Below are 18,488 nucleotides of genomic sequence, written 5' to 3'. Positions count from 1 at the left end.
ACCATGTTAGAGCTTTATGGAACCGAGCTTCCGTCGCGCCTGCTTCTCGGTACCGCTCAATATCCTTCGCCGGCCATCCTTGCCGAGGCCGTCAAGGCGTCGGGAACCTCGGTGGTGACCGTCTCGCTGCGCCGCGAGATGGCAGGCGGCAGGGCTGGCGAAAAATTCTGGTCACTGATCCGCTCGCTCGGCGTCAGAATCCTGCCCAACACTGCTGGCTGTCACTCCGTCAAGGAAGCGGTCACGACCGCGAAAATGGCGCGCGAGGTCTTCGGCACCAGCTGGATCAAGCTCGAAGTGATCGGCAATCACGACACGCTGCAGCCGGACGTGTTCGGCCTGGTCAAAGCCGCGCGCATCCTGTGCGAGGACGGTTTTGATGTATTCCCTTATACCACCGATGACCTTGTCGTCGCCGAGCGGCTGCTGGAGGCGGGCTGCAAGGTCTTGATGCCATGGTGCGCGCCGATCGGTTCGGCGCTGGGGCCGGTCAACATCACAGCGCTGCGCTCGATGCGCGGACATTTCCCTGGCGTCCCGCTGATTGTGGATGCGGGGCTGGGACGACCTTCGCACGCGGCCACCGTCATGGAACTCGGCTTTGACGCCGTCCTCCTGAACACAGCGGTCGCCAGGGCGGCCAATCCGGTCGGCATGGCGCGTGCGTTCGGCAAGGCGGTCGACGCCGGCCGTGAGGCTTTCAGTTCGGGAATGCTTGAACCGCGCGACGTCGCCGTGCCATCGACACCGACGATCGGCAGAGCAGTTTTTTCATGAAGCTCGATCCCTTCTACCTGATCGTCGACAGCGCTGCCTGGATCGAACGGCTAGTGCCACTCGGCGTCAGGCTGGTGCAGCTGCGCATCAAGGATAGGGACGAGGTCACGCTGCGCTCGGAAATCCGCCGCGCGAACGACGTCTGCGCGGTCCATGGTTGCCAACTGATTGTCAACGACTATTGGCGACTCGCCATTGAGGAAGGCTGCGACTTCGTACATCTCGGCCAAGAGGATTTGGCTGCGGCTGACCTGCTGGCGATTAAGTACGCCGGATTGAAGCTCGGGCTTTCGACCCACGATCATACCGAACTGGAAACGGCGCTAGCGGCCGAGCCGGACTATGTGGCCCTGGGGCCTATTTATCCCACTAGCCTCAAGAAGATGAACTGGGCGCCGCAAGGGCTCGAGCGGATCAGCAAATGGAAGCATCGGGTAGCGCCGATCCCATTGGTCGCCATCGGCGGCCTCAACCCCGACCGGCTCGACAGTGTCTTTGAGGCTAGTGCGGACAGCGCGGCCGTGGTGACCGACATCACGCTCAACGCCGATCCCGAAACGCGCACGCGAGAATGGATCGAAAGGACAGAGAAATGGCGCTGAGGCGAGAACCGCATGTGCTCGTCGTTAGTGGTTCGGACTCCAGCGGGGGCGCCGGAATAGGACGCGATATCGAGACGATCTCCTCCCTTGGTGTGCGCACCTGCCTGGCTGTCACCGCGCTGACGGTGCAAACGCACGAAACCGTCATGGCAGTCCATCCTTCTCAGCCCGATCTCGTGGCCGATCAGATGCGCGCTGCGCTGCAGGCCAACAATGTGACGGCCATCAAGATCGGCATGCTCGCAACCGCTGAGATCGTGGCTGGCGTTGCCGCCGTGCTGCGCGAAAATCCGCAGGTGCCGGCAGTGCTCGACCCGGTTCTGGTCTCCACTTCAGGTCGAGCGCTACTCGAAACGGACGCCATCGCCGCCATGAAACGTGATCTGATGCCGTTTTGCCGTCTGGTCACACCCAATCTTTTCGAGCTGGCGCTCCTTGTTGGCGCTGAACCGGCGGCGAACGAGAGCGATGCGGTGAGACAGGGACGGAAATTGCTGGCCGCCGGCGCGCAGGCCCTGCTGATCAAGGGCGGCCACGCGGCGGGACTCCGATCGACCGATATTCTGTTGCACTTTGATCAAGAACCAATCCGCTTTGACACACCGCGACTTGCCGTATCGATGCGCGGGACGGGCTGCATGCTGGCCAGCGCGATTGCGGCGCATCTGGCGAACGCGAGCCCACTCGAAAACAGCGTGCGCAAAGGCAAGCTGTTTGTGTTCGAGCAGCTTCAGAAGAAGGCAGCCGAATGACCGCGGCATCTCCCGGCCCAGTCAAGCTTAAGTCCGCGTCGCTCGCCGCGAGATTCTCGACGATACGGCTCCCGCTCACATCTTCGATCATGCGCACGCGCGGTTCGCTGTCGAGAGTGACGCCAGACTCCTCCGGGGCGAGTAAGTTCGTTCACTGGCGCAGATCAGATCGTGCCAAGATAGAAAACAATCGTCGCACATGACGGTCGCACCTCGATACGGCTTGATCTGAGCGACGGTCGAGGGCGCTCAAAGCCCGAGGCCTCGTTTCCGGCCTAAACTCCAATCCACCGCGCCGCTCGCGCGTGCAACGTCCCCGATGTAAATACGGCTCGGTATTTTTCACGTCAATTTATAAATTTACGCATGCAATAATTTTTGTCCACGCGTTGATAATTTACAAAGCGTCGTGTAAAATTTCAACTTGCAGTCGCGCGCCGGCTCACCGTAGGGAATCATCGGGGACAACGCATGGACCAGGCCGAAATCCATGCCGCGAGGGTTTGAATGGCGATGACGCACAAGACGATGGAGGATTTCGCCCGTTCGTGCGGCGTGTCCCGGCCCACGCTCTCCAAGTATTTCGACGATCCGACCAGCGTCAAGCCGGCGACGCGCAAGCGCATCGAGGAAGCGCTGCGCTCGTCCGATTACCAGCCTAATCTGTTTGCGCGGAACCTCAACCGCAAGCGCACGCGCAGCATTGGCATTGTCGTGCCGACTGTGACCGATCCGTTCTATTCGGAGATGGTCAGCCGCATCGAGCTTCGGCTGCGCGACGAAGGCTACTGGCCGATCGTCATCTCCTCGCACGGCTCGACCGAACTCGAAGTCGAGGCGACGCGGACCATCCTGTCGCTCAAGGTCTCGGGCGCGCTCGTCGCGCCGCTCGGGCGGCGCTCCGACCATCGGACGCTCGAAAAGCTGACGCAGGCGATCCCGATCGTCTATTTCGACACTTACCTCGAGGGCAACACGCCCTTCGTCGGCAACAACAACACGCAGAGCGTCGCGACCATCGTCGACTATCTCTGCCGCTCGGGCGACGCGCCGGTTTATTTCGACATCCCGCACGTCAATCACAATTCGCCCGAACGGCTGAGCAGCTATGTCGCCTCGATGAAGCGGCTCGGGCATGAGCCCATCGTGATCGGCAACACCAAGGACTACACTTGGGATTTCGAGCGCATCGGCTACGAGCAGACGGAAAGAATGCTTAGCAATGGCGACCTGCCGGGCAAGACCATCCTGTGCAACAATGACCGTCTGGCCTTCGGCCTGATGGCGGCAGCCTTTGCCCGGGGACTCAAGGTCGGCCGCAAGCCCGACTGCGACCTGCGCGTCGCCGCGCATGACGACCATCCGCTTAGCCGCTACGCATGCCCCGGCCTCACCACCATGGCACAGGACTTCGCGTCGATGGCCGGCCGCAGCGTCGAGACGCTGCTTGCCCTGCTCAATGAAGCCGAGACGGCGGTCGCGCCCAAGGTCAAACTCGACGCGACGCTGGTGATGCGTCAGTCGGCTTGATCTTTCGCGAAAGCGCGATCGAAGCCTTGCCATGCCGCAACCGCCGCCTCGACCGCCTGCCGTGATGCCGGCCCGTGACGGCCCATCGAGACGAAGCCGTGGATCTGGCCCGGCCAGCGCCTGAGCACGACCGGCACACCGGCGCCCTGTAGGCGCCTGGCATAGGCTTCGCCCTCGTCGGCGAGGATGTCATGACCGGCGATAGCGATGAAGCCGGGCGCCACTCCAACAAGGCTTTCGGCTTTGAGCGGCGAGACGCGCCAATCGCCCACATCGGCGGCGTCGCGGACATAGTGGTCGCGGAACCAGGCCATGGTCGTGGCGGTCAGGCCAAAACCGTCGGCAAAGCGACGATAGCTGTCCGCCGTCTGCGCGGCATCGGTGTTGGGGTAGAGCAGCAGTTGCGCCGTCAGCGGATGTTTGTCCTCACGCGCAATGAGGCTGAGCACAGTGGCCAGATTGCCGCCGGCGCTGTCGCCTGCGACGGCGATGCGTTTCGGGTTGATGCCGAGATCGGCAGCATGATCCTGCATGAAGGACAGCACGGCGCGGCAGTCTTCCACCGCAGCCGGAAATTTGTGCTCCGGCGCCAGCCGGTAATCGGGCGACACGACGACGCAAGCCGCGATGCTGGCGAACCAGCGGCAGATCTCGTCGTGCGATTCGAGATTGCCGATTACCCAGCCGCCGCCATGCAGATAGAGCAGCGCCGGAGCATCCGCATCAGGCGCGCCCTGCCCGCGATAGATCCTCAGCGTCAGCGGCCCACCGGGTCCGGCGATTGTGCGCTCGGTGACTGAACCCACCGGCTCGCGGCCGCCTTGTAGATCGGGAAGACCGTCTACATAGGCACGGCGCGCCTGTTCCGGCGTGCCAGCCTCGAAGGGCGGCGTGTTAGCCCGGCGGCCGAGATCGAGAACATGTCGCGCCTGCCGGTCGAGCGCGGACGGGAACGGCGTTGCCATCAGTGGCGATGTCGTCATCGGCGGACCTCCCGTCAGGCCAGCAGGCTCGCCGCTTCGTCCTCGCCGAGTAGCGGCGGCTGGTCGACCGTGCCGTTGACGGCAACCGAGCCGCGGCTTTCGCCCGAGGCCAGGATGGCTTCCATGATCTCAAGTACATGCAGCGCCAATTCACCGGACGCGCGGGGCTTGCGTCCCTCGACCAACGCTCGCGCCAGATCGGCGACGCCGAGCATGCGGTAGTTGGCACGGTCGGGCGCCGCATAGGGCCAGTTGCGCGCGCCGTAGAGTTGGCTCTCACTCTCGTGATCTTTCCAGTCGGCGCCGCGCGCCGAGAGCGAAACGGTGCCGCCGAAGGTGTCGGGATCGGGCAGCCGCAGCGAGCCCTCGGTGCCGTGCAGTTCGATCGGATGGTTGGAGTGTTTGAAGACGTCCCAGGAGGCGCCGAAGGTGACCGTGGCGCCGGAGCGGAATTCGAGCAGCGACACGATGTTGGTCGGTGTGCCGACCTTGAAGGTGGTGTTCTTGTAAGGCCCGTCGGCGGTGATCAGACGCTCCTCCTGGCCGCGCGTCGCCATCGCCATGACGCGGGCGACCGGGCCCAGCAGGTTGACCAGCATGGTCAGATAGTAAGGACCCATGTCGAAGACCGGGCCACCGCCAGGCTGGTAGTAGAATTGCGGATTGGGATGCCAGTGCTCCATGCCGCGCCCCATCATGAAGGCGGTGCCGGTCACGGCGCGGCCGATCGCGCCCTCGTCTATCAGCCGGCGCGCCCGCCGTCCGGCAGCGCCGAGGAAGGTGTCGGGGGCCGAGCCGAGCAGCAGCCCACGCTTTGCCGCTTCGGTCACCAGCCGGCGGCCATCGGCGACGGACGTCGCCAGCGGCTTTTCGGTGAAGACGTGCTTGCCCGCTGAAAGCGCCGAAAACGAAATGTCCAAATGCGCTGCCGGTATCGTCAAATTGAGGACAAGGTCGATGTCCGGATCGGCCAGCAGCGCGTCGACGCCGAGCGCGCGGATGCCATATTCCTTGGCACGGAGCGCCGCCATGTCGGCTGAAATGTCGGCACAGGCGCGCAACTCGACCCCGCCGAACAGGCCCGCATTTCGCAGATAGGTCATCGAGATGTTGCCGCATCCGATGAGGCCGATGCCGAGCTTTGTCTTTGATGTCCCGTGCATTTCAGATCTACCTCCCCAAGCGGTCATGGCCTCGCTGCACCCTTGCGCCAGCAATGGATCACAGTCGAAAGCCGCTATACAACATTTTAATTATTGACGCGCGTAAAATTTTTATAGAGCATACGAAAACGCTGGCGCAGCAGGATTTTGAAAACAATCGATTGGGGAATTTTGAACTCATGAGCCTAGGAACCAAGGTGCGCCTTGCGCGCCTCTTCTCGCATCCATCGGGGAACCTTTTTGGCGGCGCGGTCGACCACTTCGTCGGCTACGGCGACGTGCGCAAAGGCGGCCTTGCCGACCTGCCGGGTGCGCTTGCCCGCGTCATGGCGGGCAAACCCGACTACGTCAGCATCCAGCCTGGTACCGCGCGCCATCTGTGGCCGCAATATGCGGGCAAGGCTTCCCTGGTGATTCAGGCAGGCTGCTTCACTCCGGACGATCGCATCAGCGAGTTGATAGCAACGCCCGAGGATGCGGTGCGCGCGGGGGCCGACGCGTTGGCCGTGGCCATTCCGGTGCGCGGCGCGACCGAGGGCAAATACATACGCTGGCTGACCGATTCGGTGAATGCAGCGGCCCGCTACGGCATGCCTGTGGTGGCGCATATCTACCCTCGCGATTTCACCGACGGGGCAACGATAGTCTTCACCCCCGACGAGATCGCCTACGCGGCGCGCATCGGCTACGAGTCCGGCGTCGACGTGATCAAGATCGGCTACACGGGCGATTTCGAGTCGTTCCGAGAGACCGTCCGGACCTGCCCGGTGCCGGTTGTGATCGCGGGTGGTCCGAAAACCGATACGCTGCTCGGCGCGCTTAAGCAGACGGCGGACGCCATCCGTGCCGGCGCACGCGGTGCCGTGGTAGGCCGCAATCTCTGGGGACATGGCGATCCGGAGAAGGCTGCGCTTGCCTTTCGGGGCGTCATCCATGACGGCCTTTCGGCGCAAGACGCCCTGGCGAAGGCGGGTGCCTGAACGATGCCCACCGTCCCTTCAATCCTCGGCTTCGGCGCTATTGCGATCGACGACATCGTCTATGTCGATCAGCCGTTGTCTGCGGGCAAGGGGAAGGTTCTGCATAGTGCCCGGTCTTTCGGGGGAAATGTCGCGACGGCGCTAGCCGCCGTTGCACGGCTCGGCGGAAGCGCCGGGTTCGTCGGATGGCTGGGCAGCGCCGCTGACGACGCCGTGCTGCGCGATCTCGTTGCGAGCGGTGTTGAAACCGAATTCGCGCCGCGCCACCCGGACGCGCGCCCGGTGCGCTCGCGCATTACCGTCGGCTCGGACGGGGAACGGTTCATCGCGTATGACGACGACGCGATGCTGGGCACCGCGTCGGACTTCCCGGACGAGGTCCTCAGCCGCGCGACTGTCCTGATCGTCGATAGCTACGCGACCCGGTCGCTGGATGTCGTGGCTCGGGCTCGCGATCTCGGCCTTGCGATCCTCGGCGATATCGAATGGAGCTGCGGCCCAGCCACGGAGCGGCTGATCGCGCTCTGCGACCATCTCATTCTTCCCCTCGGCTTTGGGCGGACTGCCACAGGGCGCCGATCGCCCGCCGAGATGCTCGATGCATTGTGGTCGCCGTCGCGGTCCGCCGTGGTTCTGACCGATGGCGGCAGGGGCGTGTACTATCGCGGGCGTGAAGAGACAGGTCTCTGGCATCTGCCTCCGCACCGGGTTGTGGTCGTCGACTCGACCGGCGCGGGTGACTGCTTTCATGGCGCCTACGCCCATGCGTTGATGCGCGGAGCCGACACCGCAGGCCGGGTGGCATTCGCGGCCGCGGCGGCGGCCCTCTCGATAGCGGGACGTGGCGGGCGCGAGGCGCTTCCGACCGACGACCAGGTCACGGAACTCCTGGCATCGACGAACGCGCCGTCAGCAGTCGAACTAAAAAATGCGTATGTCGATACTGGAACGTAGCCTGAAACTATCCGACGAAACATTTCGCCGGTGAACATAGAAGAAATTATAACAATCACTGGCTTATGCTTGTGGAGGAGGAAGATGGCAGAAGTCATTCTTGAGAATATCTGCAAAACCTACGGAAACAATTTTCGCGCAATCGACCAATTGAACCTATCGGTCGAGGACGGCGAGTTCTTGATTCTCGTCGGGCCGTCCGGCTGCGGCAAATCCACCGCGTTGCGAATGATCGCGGGATTGGAGGACATCACCAGCGGCAGCCTTCGGATCGGCGGAGTCGACGTCGTCGACATGCCGCCCAAGGACCGCGACATCGCGATGGTCTTCCAGAGCTACGCGCTCTACCCGCACATGACGGTGTTCGAAAACATCGCCTTTTCGATGCGGCTGGCAGGCAAGCCGAAGGCCGAGCGCAAGAAGCGCGTCGACGAGATCGCCAAAACCCTTCAGTTGACGTCTTTGCTGGACAGCAAACCCGCGAACCTGTCAGGCGGACAGCGTCAACGGGTTGCCATGGGCCGCGCCATGGTGCGCGAGCCGGCCGCCTTTCTCATGGACGAACCGCTTTCCAACCTGGATGCAAAACTGCGCGTGCAAATGCGTGCCGAAATCACCAGCCTGCAAAAGCAACTCGGCGTCACGACCATATACGTGACCCACGACCAAATCGAAGCGATGACGATGGGCGACAGGGTCGCGGTGTTGAAAGGTGGCGTGCTGCAGCAGGTCGACACACCCAAGAGACTCTATGAATCGCCGGTGAACGCCTTCGTTGCCGGCTTCATCGGCTCTCCTTCGATGAACCTTTTCGAAGCGACTCTGAAGGGCAGCGAGCTCGTTTTTCGCGACTTCGCCATCCGGCTGCAGGATGCAACCTTCGTACGCAGGCCGGGCTTGCGGTCCTATGCGGGGCGCAAGATCGTGTTCGGGATACGACCGGAGGATCTTTATGACAGCAGCCTCGAATCCGGCCGCAAGTATCAGACTATACCCGCAAAGGTGACTTCGATCGAAGAGCTCGGCTCTGAACATATCGTCCACCTGAACATCGACGCGGTCCGGGTGGACTCCGGCGATCCGGACGCGGTGGACGATTTTGGCCTGGCATCGAATGCGGTGGCGAGATTCGAGCCGGCCAGCGCCGTCCACTCCGGCTCGGAGATCCGGTTGGCCCTGGATGATTCCAAGTTCCATTTCTTCGATCCCGAGACGCATCTGGTGATCTGAAGATCTGCGGCAGACCGCAGGCGGGAGCGAGGCGCCTGCGAAAGATACTCGCAAGAAGGTTTCTGAATAAACCAGATGATCGTCCGCATTGTGCGGTCGATCTTGAAGAAGGAGGAGAAAATGATGTTTCGGATACAACCCGCGATGCTGAAGGTAGCCGCGGCCGCATGGTTGCTTGGCGCAACCAGCGCCATGGCGGACACGACGCTAGAATTCACCCAGTGGTGGGAGCCCGAATTGCCGGCCGGCTCGCTCAGGGCAATCATGAATGACTTCGAGGCTGCAAACCCCGGAATCAAGGTGACGCTGGTCAGCGGCCCCTATGCGACCACGCGAGACCAGATCTCGGTTGGTGCTGCAACTGGAACGCTTAGCGACGTCGTGGGTCTCGACGGCGCCTGGGTGAACAATCTGAACGCGCAGAATGCGCTGGCCGACATGAACCCGATGATGGATGCGAGCGGGTTCGACAAGACCCAGGTCGCGGATATCATCAAGGTGGACGGTAAGGCGGTGATGTTTCCCGTGGCTTCGTTCGTCTATCCGGTTTTCGTGAATTTGGACCTCGCCGCCCAGGCAGGCGTGACCAAGCTGCCGTCGACCCGCGCGGAGTTTCTCGAAGCCGCCAAGAAGATGACCCATGCCGACAATAACCAGTATGGCTGGGTGCTACCCCTGTCGCTGCAAACGCCGTCCGGTGTCCAGAACGACATGATGTCGTGGGTCTGGGCATCGGGTCAATCGATGATGGCGGACGGCAAGCCGGCTCTCGAGGGCAAGCCGGTGGTGGATATGCTCACCTTCGTCAAATCGCTGAACGACGCCGGCGTCATCTCGCCCGGCATCGCCACCAAGACCGAACAGGAAAAGGTCGAGGAATTCGTCAACGATCGGGTCGGGATGATGATCGACTCGCTTGCGCACGTGAACCTCATTCGCAAACGCAATCCCAAACTGAACTTCGATCTCATCCCGGTCCCGGTCGTGGAGAACTACAACGGCAAGCGCGGCCTTCCCTACGCCTCCTGGGGCATAGGCATCTCTGCCGCCTCGAAACATCAGGAGGAAGCCTGGAAGCTCGTCCAATATCTGATGGGTGAAAAGGTGAACGCCAAGCTCGTGTCGCTGGCAAACGCCTTCCCCGGCAACGTCAACGCCAAGCCCGATTTCGTGACCTCCGACAAGGCTTTCGGCAAGGCTTTCGAAATCTTCAAGACCGGTTATCTTGCCAATGAGTTCACAGGCCTGCCGGTGGCGGAAGACCTGATGACCCAGTTCGACGTGGAGGCCCAGAAGATGCTCACCGGCGAGCAGTCTCCGGAACAAGCCGCGGCCAACGCTCAAAAGGGCTGGATGGCGAAATTCTGATCGGCCTGTTTCCTCGTTTTCGATCCTCGACCGGGGGCCTGACTTCGGGCAGGCCTCCCGGCAACAACGGATCGGCAATGTGAGACGGACCTGTTTCCGAAGCCCCTTCTCTTGAAGGCGTATCCCAAGGTTGTCATATGACCCGGCAGAAGCGCTCTCGCCATAGACTGAAACGAGCGGTCGCACCCTATCTCTACCTGTCGCCCTCGCTCCTCATAATCGGCCTGCTGATGCTGCTGCCGATGGTGACGGTGATTGGCTATTCGTTCCAGAACAGCGCAGTGCTGCGTCGCGACCCGTCCTTTGCCGGACTGAAACACTACCAGGCGATCTTTAACGATCCCGTGTTCTGGGCTTCGCTGTGGCATACGCTCTACTTCACATGCATGAGTGTGGTTTTCCACATGACCATCGGCATGATCTTCGCGCTCATGCTGAACAGCGACCGCATCAATCCCACGCTGCGCAATATCCTGCGCGTGCTCTACATTCTGCCCTGGCTGTTCACCGCGGTGATTATCGCCGTGATCTGGCGCCTGCTGCTCGAGCCGAATGGTGTCGTTAACAGCGTTCTCATGCAGATGGGCATCATCGGTTCCAAAGTCGAGTGGTTTTCCTCGCCTGAGACCGCGCTGCACGCCGTCACCTTCGCCAATATCTGGGCGGGCTATCCGCTCTTCATGGTCAGCCTGCTCGCGGGTTTGCAGGGCATTCCCAAGGATTTCTACGAGGCCGCCGATATCGACGGGGCGAAGGCCTACCAGAAGCTGATCTTCATCACCATCCCGCAGCTGATGCCGATCATCATCAGCATCTCGCTGCTGGATTTCATCTGGACGATGCAGGTCTTTCCATTGATCTGGATAACGACGGGCGGCGGTCCGATCTACTCGACCGAGGTCCTCAGCACCTACACGTACAAGCTGGCGTTTTCGAGCTACAACCTGTCGCAGGCGTCTGCAAGCGCCGTGGTCATCCTGCTGATCTCTCTCGGCCTGACGCTGTTCTACATCCGCTATCAAAAGGCTCGGTAGTCACCATGAGGAAAAGGCACTCGCCGAAAGACAGGCTGATCACCGTCGCGCTCCATGTCGCGCTTGCCGCAGGGCTCTTTTTCGCGGCCTTCCCGATCTACTGGATGCTGAGCAGCTCGTTCAAGTCGAATACCGAAATCTTTGCCCTGCCACCAACCGTCTTGCCGAAGGCTTTCACGCTGGAAGCGTATGCGGCCATCCTTGGCGACCCGGTAAAGCTGCGCTTCTTCTTCAACAGCTACTTCGTGGCCGGAGCGGTGACAGTGTTGACGGTGCTGATCGCCTTGCTGGCGGCCTATGGGTTCAGCCGTTTCAATTTCCGCGGCAAGGGCAGCCTCAACACGCTCATCATCAGCACGCAGACGATCCCGCCGATCACGCTTTTGATCCCCTTCTTCGGGCTTGTCGTCTCGTATGGCATCTTCGACACCTACGTCGCACTGATCCTGACTTACCTGGTGTTTACGCTGCCCTACGCGATCCTGCTGATGACGGGATATCTGAACACCTTGCCCCGCGATCTCGATGAAGCGGTGGCTGTCGACGGCGGCAGCAGCTGGACGGCACTCTGGCGGGTGATCGTCCCGATTTCACTGCCTGGTATCGTGGCGACGTCGGTCTACACCTTCCTGTTGTGCTGGAACGAATTTCTGTTTGCGCTGACGCTGACGAAGTCAGCGTCCATGCGCACCGTCCCGATCGGCATCCAGCTGTTGATGGGGCAGCACGCCTTCGAATGGAACCAGATGATGGCGATGAGCGTGCTCGGCTCGCTACCGCTGTTGCTCATCTACCTCGTTGCCCAGAGATTCTTCCTCGCCGGCATGACCGCGGGCTCGGTCAAGTAGCATGTCCCTCCCACGGAGAACTGATGGAGTAGGCCGCGCATCGAAATCGATGCTGACCTCGGGCGTCGTCACAGCGCCGCTGATCGTGCCGATGCTGTTCTTACAGCGCCACATCATCGAAGGCCTACGCAGGTAGAATCAAGGAATGAAAGGATGAACGTGAAAGACCTCAAAGTCGGCTGCCAGACCTTCACCTGGGAAATGCTCGGAGACCGCTTTGCCGGCGGCCCCGACGACCTGCTCAAAGCGATCGCCGATGGCGGCTATGCCGGTATCGAGATCACCGACACGATGATCGGCCGCTATGCCGGCAAGCCGGCGGAGTTCGCTGCGGCGCTGAAGAGATCCGGCCTGACGCTGGTCTCCTTCGCCTTCGGTTCGGACAGCGGCTTCACACTCAAGGAGAAGATCGGCGCCGACCTCGAGACCGCCAAGCGCTGGATCGATTTCGCCGCCGCCTTTCCGGGCGCGATGGTGTCCATGGGCTCGGCCACCGTCGTGTCGGACGGTCCGCGCGACGACAAGTTCGCCATTGCGGCCGAGGTCTACAACAAGGCTGGTGAACTCGGCCGCGAGGCCGGCGTCCAGGTCGCGGTGCATCCGAGCTCGCACCACAACACGCTGCTCTACGATCGCGCCGATTACGACCGCATCTTCGGGCTGCTCGATGCCTCGCTGGTCGGCTGGGTGCCGGACACCGGCCACATCCTGCGCGGCCACAGGGACATGGCCGACACGCTCACCACCTATCGCAATCGCATCTGCTACGTGCACCTTAAGGATGTCGATGCGAGCGGCACCTGGGCGATGCTCGGCAAGGGCGTCTGCGACACGGCGAAGGTGATCGAGATCGCCAGTGCGGCACCCAACTTCAATGGCTGGCTGGTGCTGGAGGAAGAGTCCAAGACCGCCGCCGCCGATCCGGCCGGCGCGGTCAAGACCAACCGCCAGACCATGCGCGGCTACGGAGCCTGAGACGATGATCCGCAAGAAAGACCGTCGCCTTCGTGTCGGTGTGCTCGGCTGCGGGCCGATCGCGCAGTTCGCGCATCTGGCGTCCTGCGTGAAGGCGAGCAATGCCGATCTCTACGCGATCTGCGACGCAGCACCCGATCTGCTCGCGCGTATGGGCGCGACCTACGAGGCGCAGAAGATGTATGGCGACTATGACGCGATGCTCGCCGACCCTGCGCTGGAAGCGGTGATCGTCGCCACCTCCGACGCCTATCACGTGCCGATGTCGATCAAGGCTCTGGAAGCCGGCAAGCACGTGCTGTGTGAAAAGCCGATCGGCGTCTCGGTCGAGGAAGGTGAAAAGCTGGCCGATGCGGTCAGGCGTTCCGGCAAGGTGCTGCAGGTCGGGCATATGAAGCGCTTCGATCCGGCGCTCGAGGCAGCGCGCGATTTCGTACGCGACGAGATGGGCGAGATCCTCGCGCTGAAGGCCTGGTACTGTGACTCAACCCATCGCTATACCAACACCGACGCGGTGCAGCCGCTGCCCGTCACCAGCAAGCTGGCGCGCAAGCCGGCCGGCAACCCGAAGGCGGATCCCAGACAGTATTTCATGCTGGCGCATGGCTCGCACCTCGTCGATACGGCGCGCTTCCTTTGCGGCGAGATCACCGCCGTGCGCGCCCGCCTCAACGAGAAATTCGGCGCTTATTGCTGGTTCGTCGAAACGGAGTTCGCCAATGGCGCGCTCGGCCATCTCGACCTCACCGTCGCCGTGCGCATGGACTGGCACGAGGGTTTTCAGCTCTATGGCGAGAACGGCTCGGTGGTCGCGAAGACCTTCAATCCTTGGTACTTCCGGGCGAGTGAAGTCGACATTTTCCACGAGAAGGACGCCACCTCGCGAAAGCCGCTCGGCGCTGACGGCCATTTCTTTCGCCGCCAGCTCGAAGGCCTCGCTGAGACGGTGCTCGACGGCAAGCCGATGCGCGGCGCCAATGTCGACGACGGGCTCGCATCAATCCGCGCCATGGTGGCGATCGCGCGCTCGGTCGAAAGCGGCGAACGCGTCGAGGTCGCCAGCGTGACGGGAGCGGTTTGATGCAGATCGGGGTGTTCGCCAAGACCTTCCCGGGCAGCGAGCCTGCCGGCGTGCTGGCGTCTGTCCGCGACGCAGGTTTTGCGGTCACCCAATTCAATCTCGCCTGCGCCGGCCTGCCGTCGATGCCGGATGATGTTCCCGCAGCGGCGATCCGGGCAATCGATGCCGCAGTCGACAGCTCCGGGGTCGGTCTCGTGGCGCTGTCCGGCACCTACAACATGGCGCATCCGGACAAGCAGGTACGCGACGATGGCTTGCGCCGGCTGGCGGTGGTGATCGAAGCCGCCGCAAGGCTTTACACGCCACTCGTCACGCTCTGCACCGGAACGCGCAATCGTGACGACCAATGGGCGCACCATCCGGACAATGCCGATCCCTCGGCATGGACCGACATGGCGGTCGAGATGGAAAAGGCGCTCGAACTCGCCGAGCGTTACGGTGTCGATCTTGGCATCGAGCCTGAACAGGCCAACATCGTCACCTCCGCCCGTGACGCGATGCGGCTCATCGCCGAGATGGGTTCGAAGCGGCTGCGCATCGTGCTCGATCCGGCAAACCTGTTCGAACAGGCGGATGCCGCGCAGGCGCGCGCCATGGTTGCGGCTGCAGTCGAGCGCACGGCGAGCCATGTAGCCATGGCCCATGCCAAGGACCGTTTCGCCGACGGCCGCTTCGCCACCGCCGGGCAAGGCGTCGTCGACTTCGCCGACTTCATCGCCCGGCTGAAGGCAACAGGTTTCGACGGGCCGTTGGTGACGCATGGGCTTTCGGCCGGGGAAGCGCCCGGCGTCGCCCGTTTCCTCAAGGGGCTGCTGTGATGGCGCGCCCGACGATCCTGCTCCGCGATGGCGCCGCGCTTCGGGTTTCCGATACGGGCGACGGGCTGGCGGTCGTCTTCCAGCACGGGCTGGGTGGCGGCGAGGCGCAGGTTGCGCAGACCTTCCCCGCCGGCTTTCGTCGCATCACGCTGGAATGCCGCGGCCATGGCGGCTCCGGCATTGGCGAGCGACGGCCATTTTCGTTCGAGATGTTCGCCGACGATGTGCTCGCGGCCGCCGACCAGGCCGGCCTCGACCGCTTCGTTGCCGGCGGCGTCTCGATGGGTGCCGCGATCGCGCTCCGCCTCGCCTGCCGCCATCCCGACCGCGTCGCCGCGCTGGTGCTGGTGCGGCCGGCGTGGACGTTCACGGCAGCACCGGTGAACATGCAGCCTATAACCGAGGTCGCCGAACTCATCCTCGACCGTGGCGCCGACAGGGCGCGGAGTATCTTCGCGCAATCCGAGACGGCGACGCGGCTTTACCGCGAGGCGCCCGACAACCTGTCCTCGCTGTTCGGCTATTTCGACCGATCGGACGCCCACACCTTTGCGCAGGTGCTCGCCAACATCGCCGCCGACGGGCCCGGGGTTTCCGAGCGCGACGCCGCCGCCCTGCGCATCCCGACGCTGGCCATTGGCAACGCCAGCGACGCGGTCCACCCGCTGTCGGCCGCCTATACGCTCGCCGCAGTCATCCCCAATGGGATCTTCGCCGAGATCACCCCCAAGGCGCTCGACAGCGCCAGGCATTTCACCGAGTTAGACGCCGAGATCTCGGCCTTCCTTCACGCCCACTCGAACGTCCGGAGCCTCATTCCGTCATGATCAGCAAATCTCTCTCAGGCCCCGCCGCGATAGCCGCTCTGCCGCGCAACCGGCTGCTCGGCGAATTCTCGCTGTGGTCGGCCGATCTCGCCAATATGGAGCGCGACCTGAAGCGCATCGAGGCCCATGCCGATCTACATCACATTGACGTCGCCGACGCCCGCTTCACCCCCGGCTTCCTGTTCTTCCCGGATCTGGTGGCGCGCATCGCCAAGCTGACGGCGAAGCCGATCCATGTGCATCTGATGGTCGAGGCCGAAATCGTCGAGGCGCAGACGCGGCAGTTCATCGAGGCCGGCGCCGACCTCATCACCATCCATGCCGAGAATGGCGAGGCGGGCTTGCGCGCCGTCAAGCTGGCGCATGAGCTCGGCGCCGAGGCCGGGGTCGTGCTCAGGCTGGAGACGCCGGTCGCGGCAATCGTGCCTTTCCTGCCCGAGGTCACCTTCGTCACGCTTCTCGGCACCTCGATCGGCGTCAAGGGCCAGAGCCTGTCCGAGCAGGCCTGCCCGCGTCTCATCGAGGCGCGCGCGCTGATCAGGAAAGCGGGCCGCGAGGCCGACATCGTGCTCGCCGCCGATGGCGGCATCCGCCATGAGACGGTGCCGCTGCTGCGCGCCGCCGGCGCCGACACCGTGGTGCTGGGCTCGCTCGCCTTCGGTGACCCTGACCTTGCGCAACGCATCGCCTGGCTGCACGGGCTGAAAGCAGCCGCCTGATGAGCACGCTTGCGCTTGCCTTCGATCTCGGCGGCACGGAGCTGCGCGGCGCGCTGGTCGAGCGCGGTGGCGACGTCGTCGCCCGCGTCTCGGCGCCGACGCTTGCCGGCGCAGGATCGAAGGCGGTGATCGGCCAAATCATCACGCTAGCGGACACGTTGCTCAAGGAGCACCCACAAGCGAAAGTCACCGGTATCGGCATGTGTGCGCCCGGTCCGCTCGACCCCAAGGCGGGCATCGTCATCGGGCCGCCGACACTGGCCGGCTGGCACAATGTGCCGCTGATCGACATCCTCAGCCGGCAGTTCGGCCTACCGGTGCGGCTGGAGAACGACGCCAATGCGGCGGCGCTTGGCGAATGGCGCTTCGGCGCCGGCCGCGGCACCGGATCGCTGGTATTCGTGACCGTGTCGACCGGCATTGGCGGCGGCGTCATCGCCGACGGCCACGTCTATCACGGCAGACGCGGGCTGGCGGCCGAGATCGGCCACATGACCATCACCGGCGAAGGCGACCGCTGCTTCTGCGGCGCCGTCGGCTGCTTCGAGGCGGTCGCCTCCGGTACGGCGCTCGGACGCCGGGCGACACGGCTGACCGTGCCGGGCGACGGCTCGCTGCTCCGGCGGCTTTCCAACAATGGCGACGTCTCGGCGCGACACGTCGTCGAGGCCGCGCGGGCGGGTGATGTGGCGGCTCGCGGACTGGTCAAGGCCGAGGCGCAGTGGCTGGGCATCGGCTTCACCAACCTCCTGCATCTCTACTCGCCCGACCTGATCGTCATGGGCGGCGGCCTTTCCAACGGCTTCGACCTCTTGGCACCGACCATCAGGGCGACCATCGAGCAGCGCGCCATGCAAGCCTATCGCGACGTGCCGATCGTTCCGGCCGAACTTGGCGACCGGGCAGGCCTGGTCGGCGCGGCGAGCCTGATCCTATGGGAGGGCGAGCCCGGCACGGCGCTGGCGATGGTGCAGAACGACGAGACGACGACCGGCGCCAGGGAGGCAAGCCAAGGCTGAGCTCAAGCTGCGCGGCGCGCGCAAATCCCCTTGACGAGAGCGGTCAATCCCGCGTCTCGGCCGCGGCGGCGCTATGCTGACGCTCCTTAGGCCGCCCCATTGAACCGGACTCGGGATCACGAACTGCCTCCGTTAATGAATGAACGCTGTCCGTCTTACGGACATTTCATCGTCACCCCGGTGTGCTCAAGCGATACAGGCCATCGCCTGTCATTCAAGGGATTGTCGGCTTCGAAAAACAGTGAAGCTTCATCTGACTTTGCATCCGCTTCGCTCAGGCTCAGCAGACGTCAACAGGTTCTTCACAATCTACGCTAAGAGCGAGGGCGTGTGGCTCAAGCCGGCTTGGCTCGAGGGCCGGAAGTGATCGCGGTGTTCGAGACCGAGCTGACGCGAAGCCCAACGTCGGCTATGTTGCCAATGACGCGGAGCTGGCGCTGGACGCCAGATCCCACGGCGACGGCGCTTATCGCGATGTTCTCTGCCTCATGCACCACTGAGCTGCGCTACCCGGCGTCCCTATCGACGCGACGGGCAGCAAAACATTATATGGAGCAGGCCCGCTGAGTAGCCGGGCACTTGATACTCCCCTGGATCGCCCTGTGCCCGCTCCCGGCGATCTCGTCGAGCTTGCCGGACGCGAGTGCTCGCAGGTCTTTACCGATCGTGCCGAAGAACTGTGTGTTTTTTGAGCGGCCCGAGACATAGGTGACGATTTGTACCGGACACATAGTGTAGTGCACCCCGATTCTGAGACACGAGAAGGGTAACAGTTCTCCATTAAGGAGAGCTGATGAGGAAAGAAGACCCGGGGCGGCGGTTCAGTCG

The 18,488-nt window shown here is 63.2% G+C and carries 18 protein-coding genes; 16 read left to right on the top strand and 2 right to left on the bottom strand.

Translation table 11 applies throughout. The annotated features are described in order from the left end of the window. Window positions 1–3: 3 nt before the first annotated feature. From NKH98_RS30485 to NKH98_RS30470, 4 genes are all read left to right on the top strand, one after another. Complete coding sequence (locus NKH98_RS30485) at window positions 4–777, top strand: thiazole synthase (protein WP_352904022.1); 774 nt, start codon at window positions 4–6, stop codon at window positions 775–777. After that, the gene (locus NKH98_RS30480; protein ID WP_352904021.1) at window positions 774–1,379 is read left to right on the top strand and encodes a thiamine phosphate synthase; all 606 of its coding nucleotides are present in this window, start codon (window positions 774–776) and stop codon (window positions 1,377–1,379) included. Before NKH98_RS30485 ends, NKH98_RS30480 begins: the two co-directional genes overlap by 4 nt. Next, window positions 1,370–2,131, top strand: coding sequence for a hydroxymethylpyrimidine/phosphomethylpyrimidine kinase (locus NKH98_RS30475; RefSeq protein WP_352904020.1), 762 nt, complete (start codon window positions 1,370–1,372; stop codon window positions 2,129–2,131). Before NKH98_RS30480 ends, NKH98_RS30475 begins: the two co-directional genes overlap by 10 nt. Window positions 2,132–2,638: 507 nt before the next feature. Next, complete coding sequence (locus NKH98_RS30470; RefSeq protein WP_352904019.1) at window positions 2,639–3,661, top strand: LacI family DNA-binding transcriptional regulator; 1,023 nt, start codon at window positions 2,639–2,641, stop codon at window positions 3,659–3,661. On the opposite strand, the gene NKH98_RS30465 is transcribed toward NKH98_RS30470, so the two are convergent. Together NKH98_RS30465 and NKH98_RS30460 are read right to left on the bottom strand one after the other, a co-directional pair. After that, window positions 3,649–4,644 (bottom strand): alpha/beta hydrolase, encoded by a 996-nt coding sequence (locus NKH98_RS30465; RefSeq protein ID WP_352904018.1) that lies wholly within the window; start codon window positions 4,642–4,644, stop codon window positions 3,649–3,651. The genes NKH98_RS30470 and NKH98_RS30465 overlap by 13 nt on opposite strands. 14 nt (window positions 4,645–4,658) lie before the next feature. Continuing rightward, window positions 4,659–5,807 (bottom strand): Gfo/Idh/MocA family protein, encoded by a 1,149-nt coding sequence (locus tag NKH98_RS30460; RefSeq protein ID WP_352904017.1) that lies wholly within the window; start codon window positions 5,805–5,807, stop codon window positions 4,659–4,661. 179 nt (window positions 5,808–5,986) lie between these two features. Here NKH98_RS30460 and NKH98_RS30455 point away from each other — a divergent pair, with 179 nt between their 5' ends. From NKH98_RS30455 to NKH98_RS30400, 12 genes are all read left to right on the top strand, one after another. Continuing rightward, window positions 5,987–6,787, top strand: coding sequence for a beta/alpha barrel domain-containing protein (locus NKH98_RS30455; RefSeq protein WP_254818671.1), 801 nt, complete (start codon window positions 5,987–5,989; stop codon window positions 6,785–6,787). Window positions 6,788–6,790: 3 nt separating this feature from the next. After that, window positions 6,791–7,741 carry a PfkB family carbohydrate kinase gene (locus tag NKH98_RS30450; protein WP_352904016.1) on the top strand — a complete coding sequence of 317 codons (951 nt, stop codon included), beginning with the start codon at window positions 6,791–6,793 and terminating at the stop codon, window positions 7,739–7,741. Window positions 7,742–7,825: 84 nt separating this feature from the next. Further along, window positions 7,826–8,971: an ABC transporter ATP-binding protein gene (locus NKH98_RS30445; RefSeq protein ID WP_352904015.1), complete on the top strand. Its 1,146-nt coding sequence runs from the start codon at window positions 7,826–7,828 to the stop codon at window positions 8,969–8,971. 120 nt (window positions 8,972–9,091) lie between these two features. Further along, on the top strand, window positions 9,092–10,339 hold the full coding sequence (locus NKH98_RS30440; protein ID WP_254818570.1) for an ABC transporter substrate-binding protein: 1,248 nt from the start codon (window positions 9,092–9,094) through the stop codon (window positions 10,337–10,339). A gap of 137 nt (window positions 10,340–10,476) precedes the next feature. Further along, entirely contained in the window at window positions 10,477–11,373 is an 897-nt protein-coding gene (locus tag NKH98_RS30435) for a carbohydrate ABC transporter permease (RefSeq protein WP_254818569.1), read from the top strand. A gap of 5 nt (window positions 11,374–11,378) precedes the next feature. Next, window positions 11,379–12,221, top strand: coding sequence for a carbohydrate ABC transporter permease (locus NKH98_RS30430; protein ID WP_254818568.1), 843 nt, complete (start codon window positions 11,379–11,381; stop codon window positions 12,219–12,221). A gap of 153 nt (window positions 12,222–12,374) precedes the next feature. After that, window positions 12,375–13,196 (top strand): sugar phosphate isomerase/epimerase family protein, encoded by an 822-nt coding sequence (locus NKH98_RS30425; protein ID WP_352904014.1) that lies wholly within the window; start codon window positions 12,375–12,377, stop codon window positions 13,194–13,196. A 4-nt stretch (window positions 13,197–13,200) separates the two neighbouring features. After that, the gene (locus tag NKH98_RS30420) at window positions 13,201–14,277 is read left to right on the top strand and encodes a Gfo/Idh/MocA family protein (protein WP_352904013.1); all 1,077 of its coding nucleotides are present in this window, start codon (window positions 13,201–13,203) and stop codon (window positions 14,275–14,277) included. Beyond that, a complete protein-coding gene (locus tag NKH98_RS30415) occupies window positions 14,277–15,095 on the top strand; it encodes a sugar phosphate isomerase/epimerase family protein (RefSeq protein WP_254818565.1) in 819 nt (272 codons plus the stop codon). Before NKH98_RS30420 ends, NKH98_RS30415 begins: the two co-directional genes overlap by 1 nt. Further along, a complete protein-coding gene (locus NKH98_RS30410; protein ID WP_352904012.1) occupies window positions 15,095–15,922 on the top strand; it encodes an alpha/beta fold hydrolase in 828 nt (275 codons plus the stop codon). Before NKH98_RS30415 ends, NKH98_RS30410 begins: the two co-directional genes overlap by 1 nt. Then, window positions 15,919–16,641, top strand: a complete 723-nt coding sequence (locus tag NKH98_RS30405) for a ribulose-phosphate 3-epimerase (protein ID WP_254818563.1) — start codon at window positions 15,919–15,921, stop codon at window positions 16,639–16,641. Before NKH98_RS30410 ends, NKH98_RS30405 begins: the two co-directional genes overlap by 4 nt. Continuing rightward, the gene (locus NKH98_RS30400; protein WP_352904011.1) at window positions 16,641–17,660 is read left to right on the top strand and encodes an ROK family protein; all 1,020 of its coding nucleotides are present in this window, start codon (window positions 16,641–16,643) and stop codon (window positions 17,658–17,660) included. The genes NKH98_RS30405 and NKH98_RS30400 overlap by 1 nt, the downstream gene beginning before the upstream one ends. The last annotated feature ends 828 nt before the right edge of the window (window positions 17,661–18,488 follow it).

The organism is Mesorhizobium sp. M0833 (assembly GCF_040319905.1).
Classification (GTDB): Bacteria; Pseudomonadota; Alphaproteobacteria; order Rhizobiales; family Rhizobiaceae; genus Mesorhizobium.
This window is presented reverse-complemented; position numbering and strand designations above follow the sequence as displayed.

What these genes read in the sequence shown, in the direction of transcription:
- NKH98_RS30485 (WP_352904022.1), top strand. Translation starts at nt 4, where the DNA reads ATGTTAGAGCTTTATGGAACCGAGCTTCCGTCGCGCCTGCTTCTCGGT.
- NKH98_RS30480 (WP_352904021.1), top strand. Translation starts at nt 774, where the DNA reads ATGAAGCTCGATCCCTTCTACCTGATCGTCGACAGCGCTGCCTGGATC.
- NKH98_RS30475 (WP_352904020.1), top strand. Translation starts at nt 1,370, where the DNA reads ATGGCGCTGAGGCGAGAACCGCATGTGCTCGTCGTTAGTGGTTCGGAC.
- NKH98_RS30470 (WP_352904019.1), top strand. Translation starts at nt 2,639, where the DNA reads ATGGCGATGACGCACAAGACGATGGAGGATTTCGCCCGTTCGTGCGGC.
- NKH98_RS30465 (WP_352904018.1), bottom strand. Translation starts at nt 4,644, where the DNA reads ATGACGACATCGCCACTGATGGCAACGCCGTTCCCGTCCGCGCTCGAC.
- NKH98_RS30460 (WP_352904017.1), bottom strand. Translation starts at nt 5,807, where the DNA reads ATGCACGGGACATCAAAGACAAAGCTCGGCATCGGCCTCATCGGATGC.
- NKH98_RS30455 (WP_254818671.1), top strand. Translation starts at nt 5,987, where the DNA reads ATGAGCCTAGGAACCAAGGTGCGCCTTGCGCGCCTCTTCTCGCATCCA.
- NKH98_RS30450 (WP_352904016.1), top strand. Translation starts at nt 6,791, where the DNA reads ATGCCCACCGTCCCTTCAATCCTCGGCTTCGGCGCTATTGCGATCGAC.
- NKH98_RS30445 (WP_352904015.1), top strand. Translation starts at nt 7,826, where the DNA reads ATGGCAGAAGTCATTCTTGAGAATATCTGCAAAACCTACGGAAACAAT.
- NKH98_RS30440 (WP_254818570.1), top strand. Translation starts at nt 9,092, where the DNA reads ATGATGTTTCGGATACAACCCGCGATGCTGAAGGTAGCCGCGGCCGCA.
- NKH98_RS30435 (WP_254818569.1), top strand. Translation starts at nt 10,477, where the DNA reads ATGACCCGGCAGAAGCGCTCTCGCCATAGACTGAAACGAGCGGTCGCA.
- NKH98_RS30430 (WP_254818568.1), top strand. Translation starts at nt 11,379, where the DNA reads ATGAGGAAAAGGCACTCGCCGAAAGACAGGCTGATCACCGTCGCGCTC.
- NKH98_RS30425 (WP_352904014.1), top strand. Translation starts at nt 12,375, where the DNA reads ATGAACGTGAAAGACCTCAAAGTCGGCTGCCAGACCTTCACCTGGGAA.
- NKH98_RS30420 (WP_352904013.1), top strand. Translation starts at nt 13,201, where the DNA reads ATGATCCGCAAGAAAGACCGTCGCCTTCGTGTCGGTGTGCTCGGCTGC.
- NKH98_RS30415 (WP_254818565.1), top strand. Translation starts at nt 14,277, where the DNA reads ATGCAGATCGGGGTGTTCGCCAAGACCTTCCCGGGCAGCGAGCCTGCC.
- NKH98_RS30410 (WP_352904012.1), top strand. Translation starts at nt 15,095, where the DNA reads ATGGCGCGCCCGACGATCCTGCTCCGCGATGGCGCCGCGCTTCGGGTT.
- NKH98_RS30405 (WP_254818563.1), top strand. Translation starts at nt 15,919, where the DNA reads ATGATCAGCAAATCTCTCTCAGGCCCCGCCGCGATAGCCGCTCTGCCG.
- NKH98_RS30400 (WP_352904011.1), top strand. Translation starts at nt 16,641, where the DNA reads ATGAGCACGCTTGCGCTTGCCTTCGATCTCGGCGGCACGGAGCTGCGC.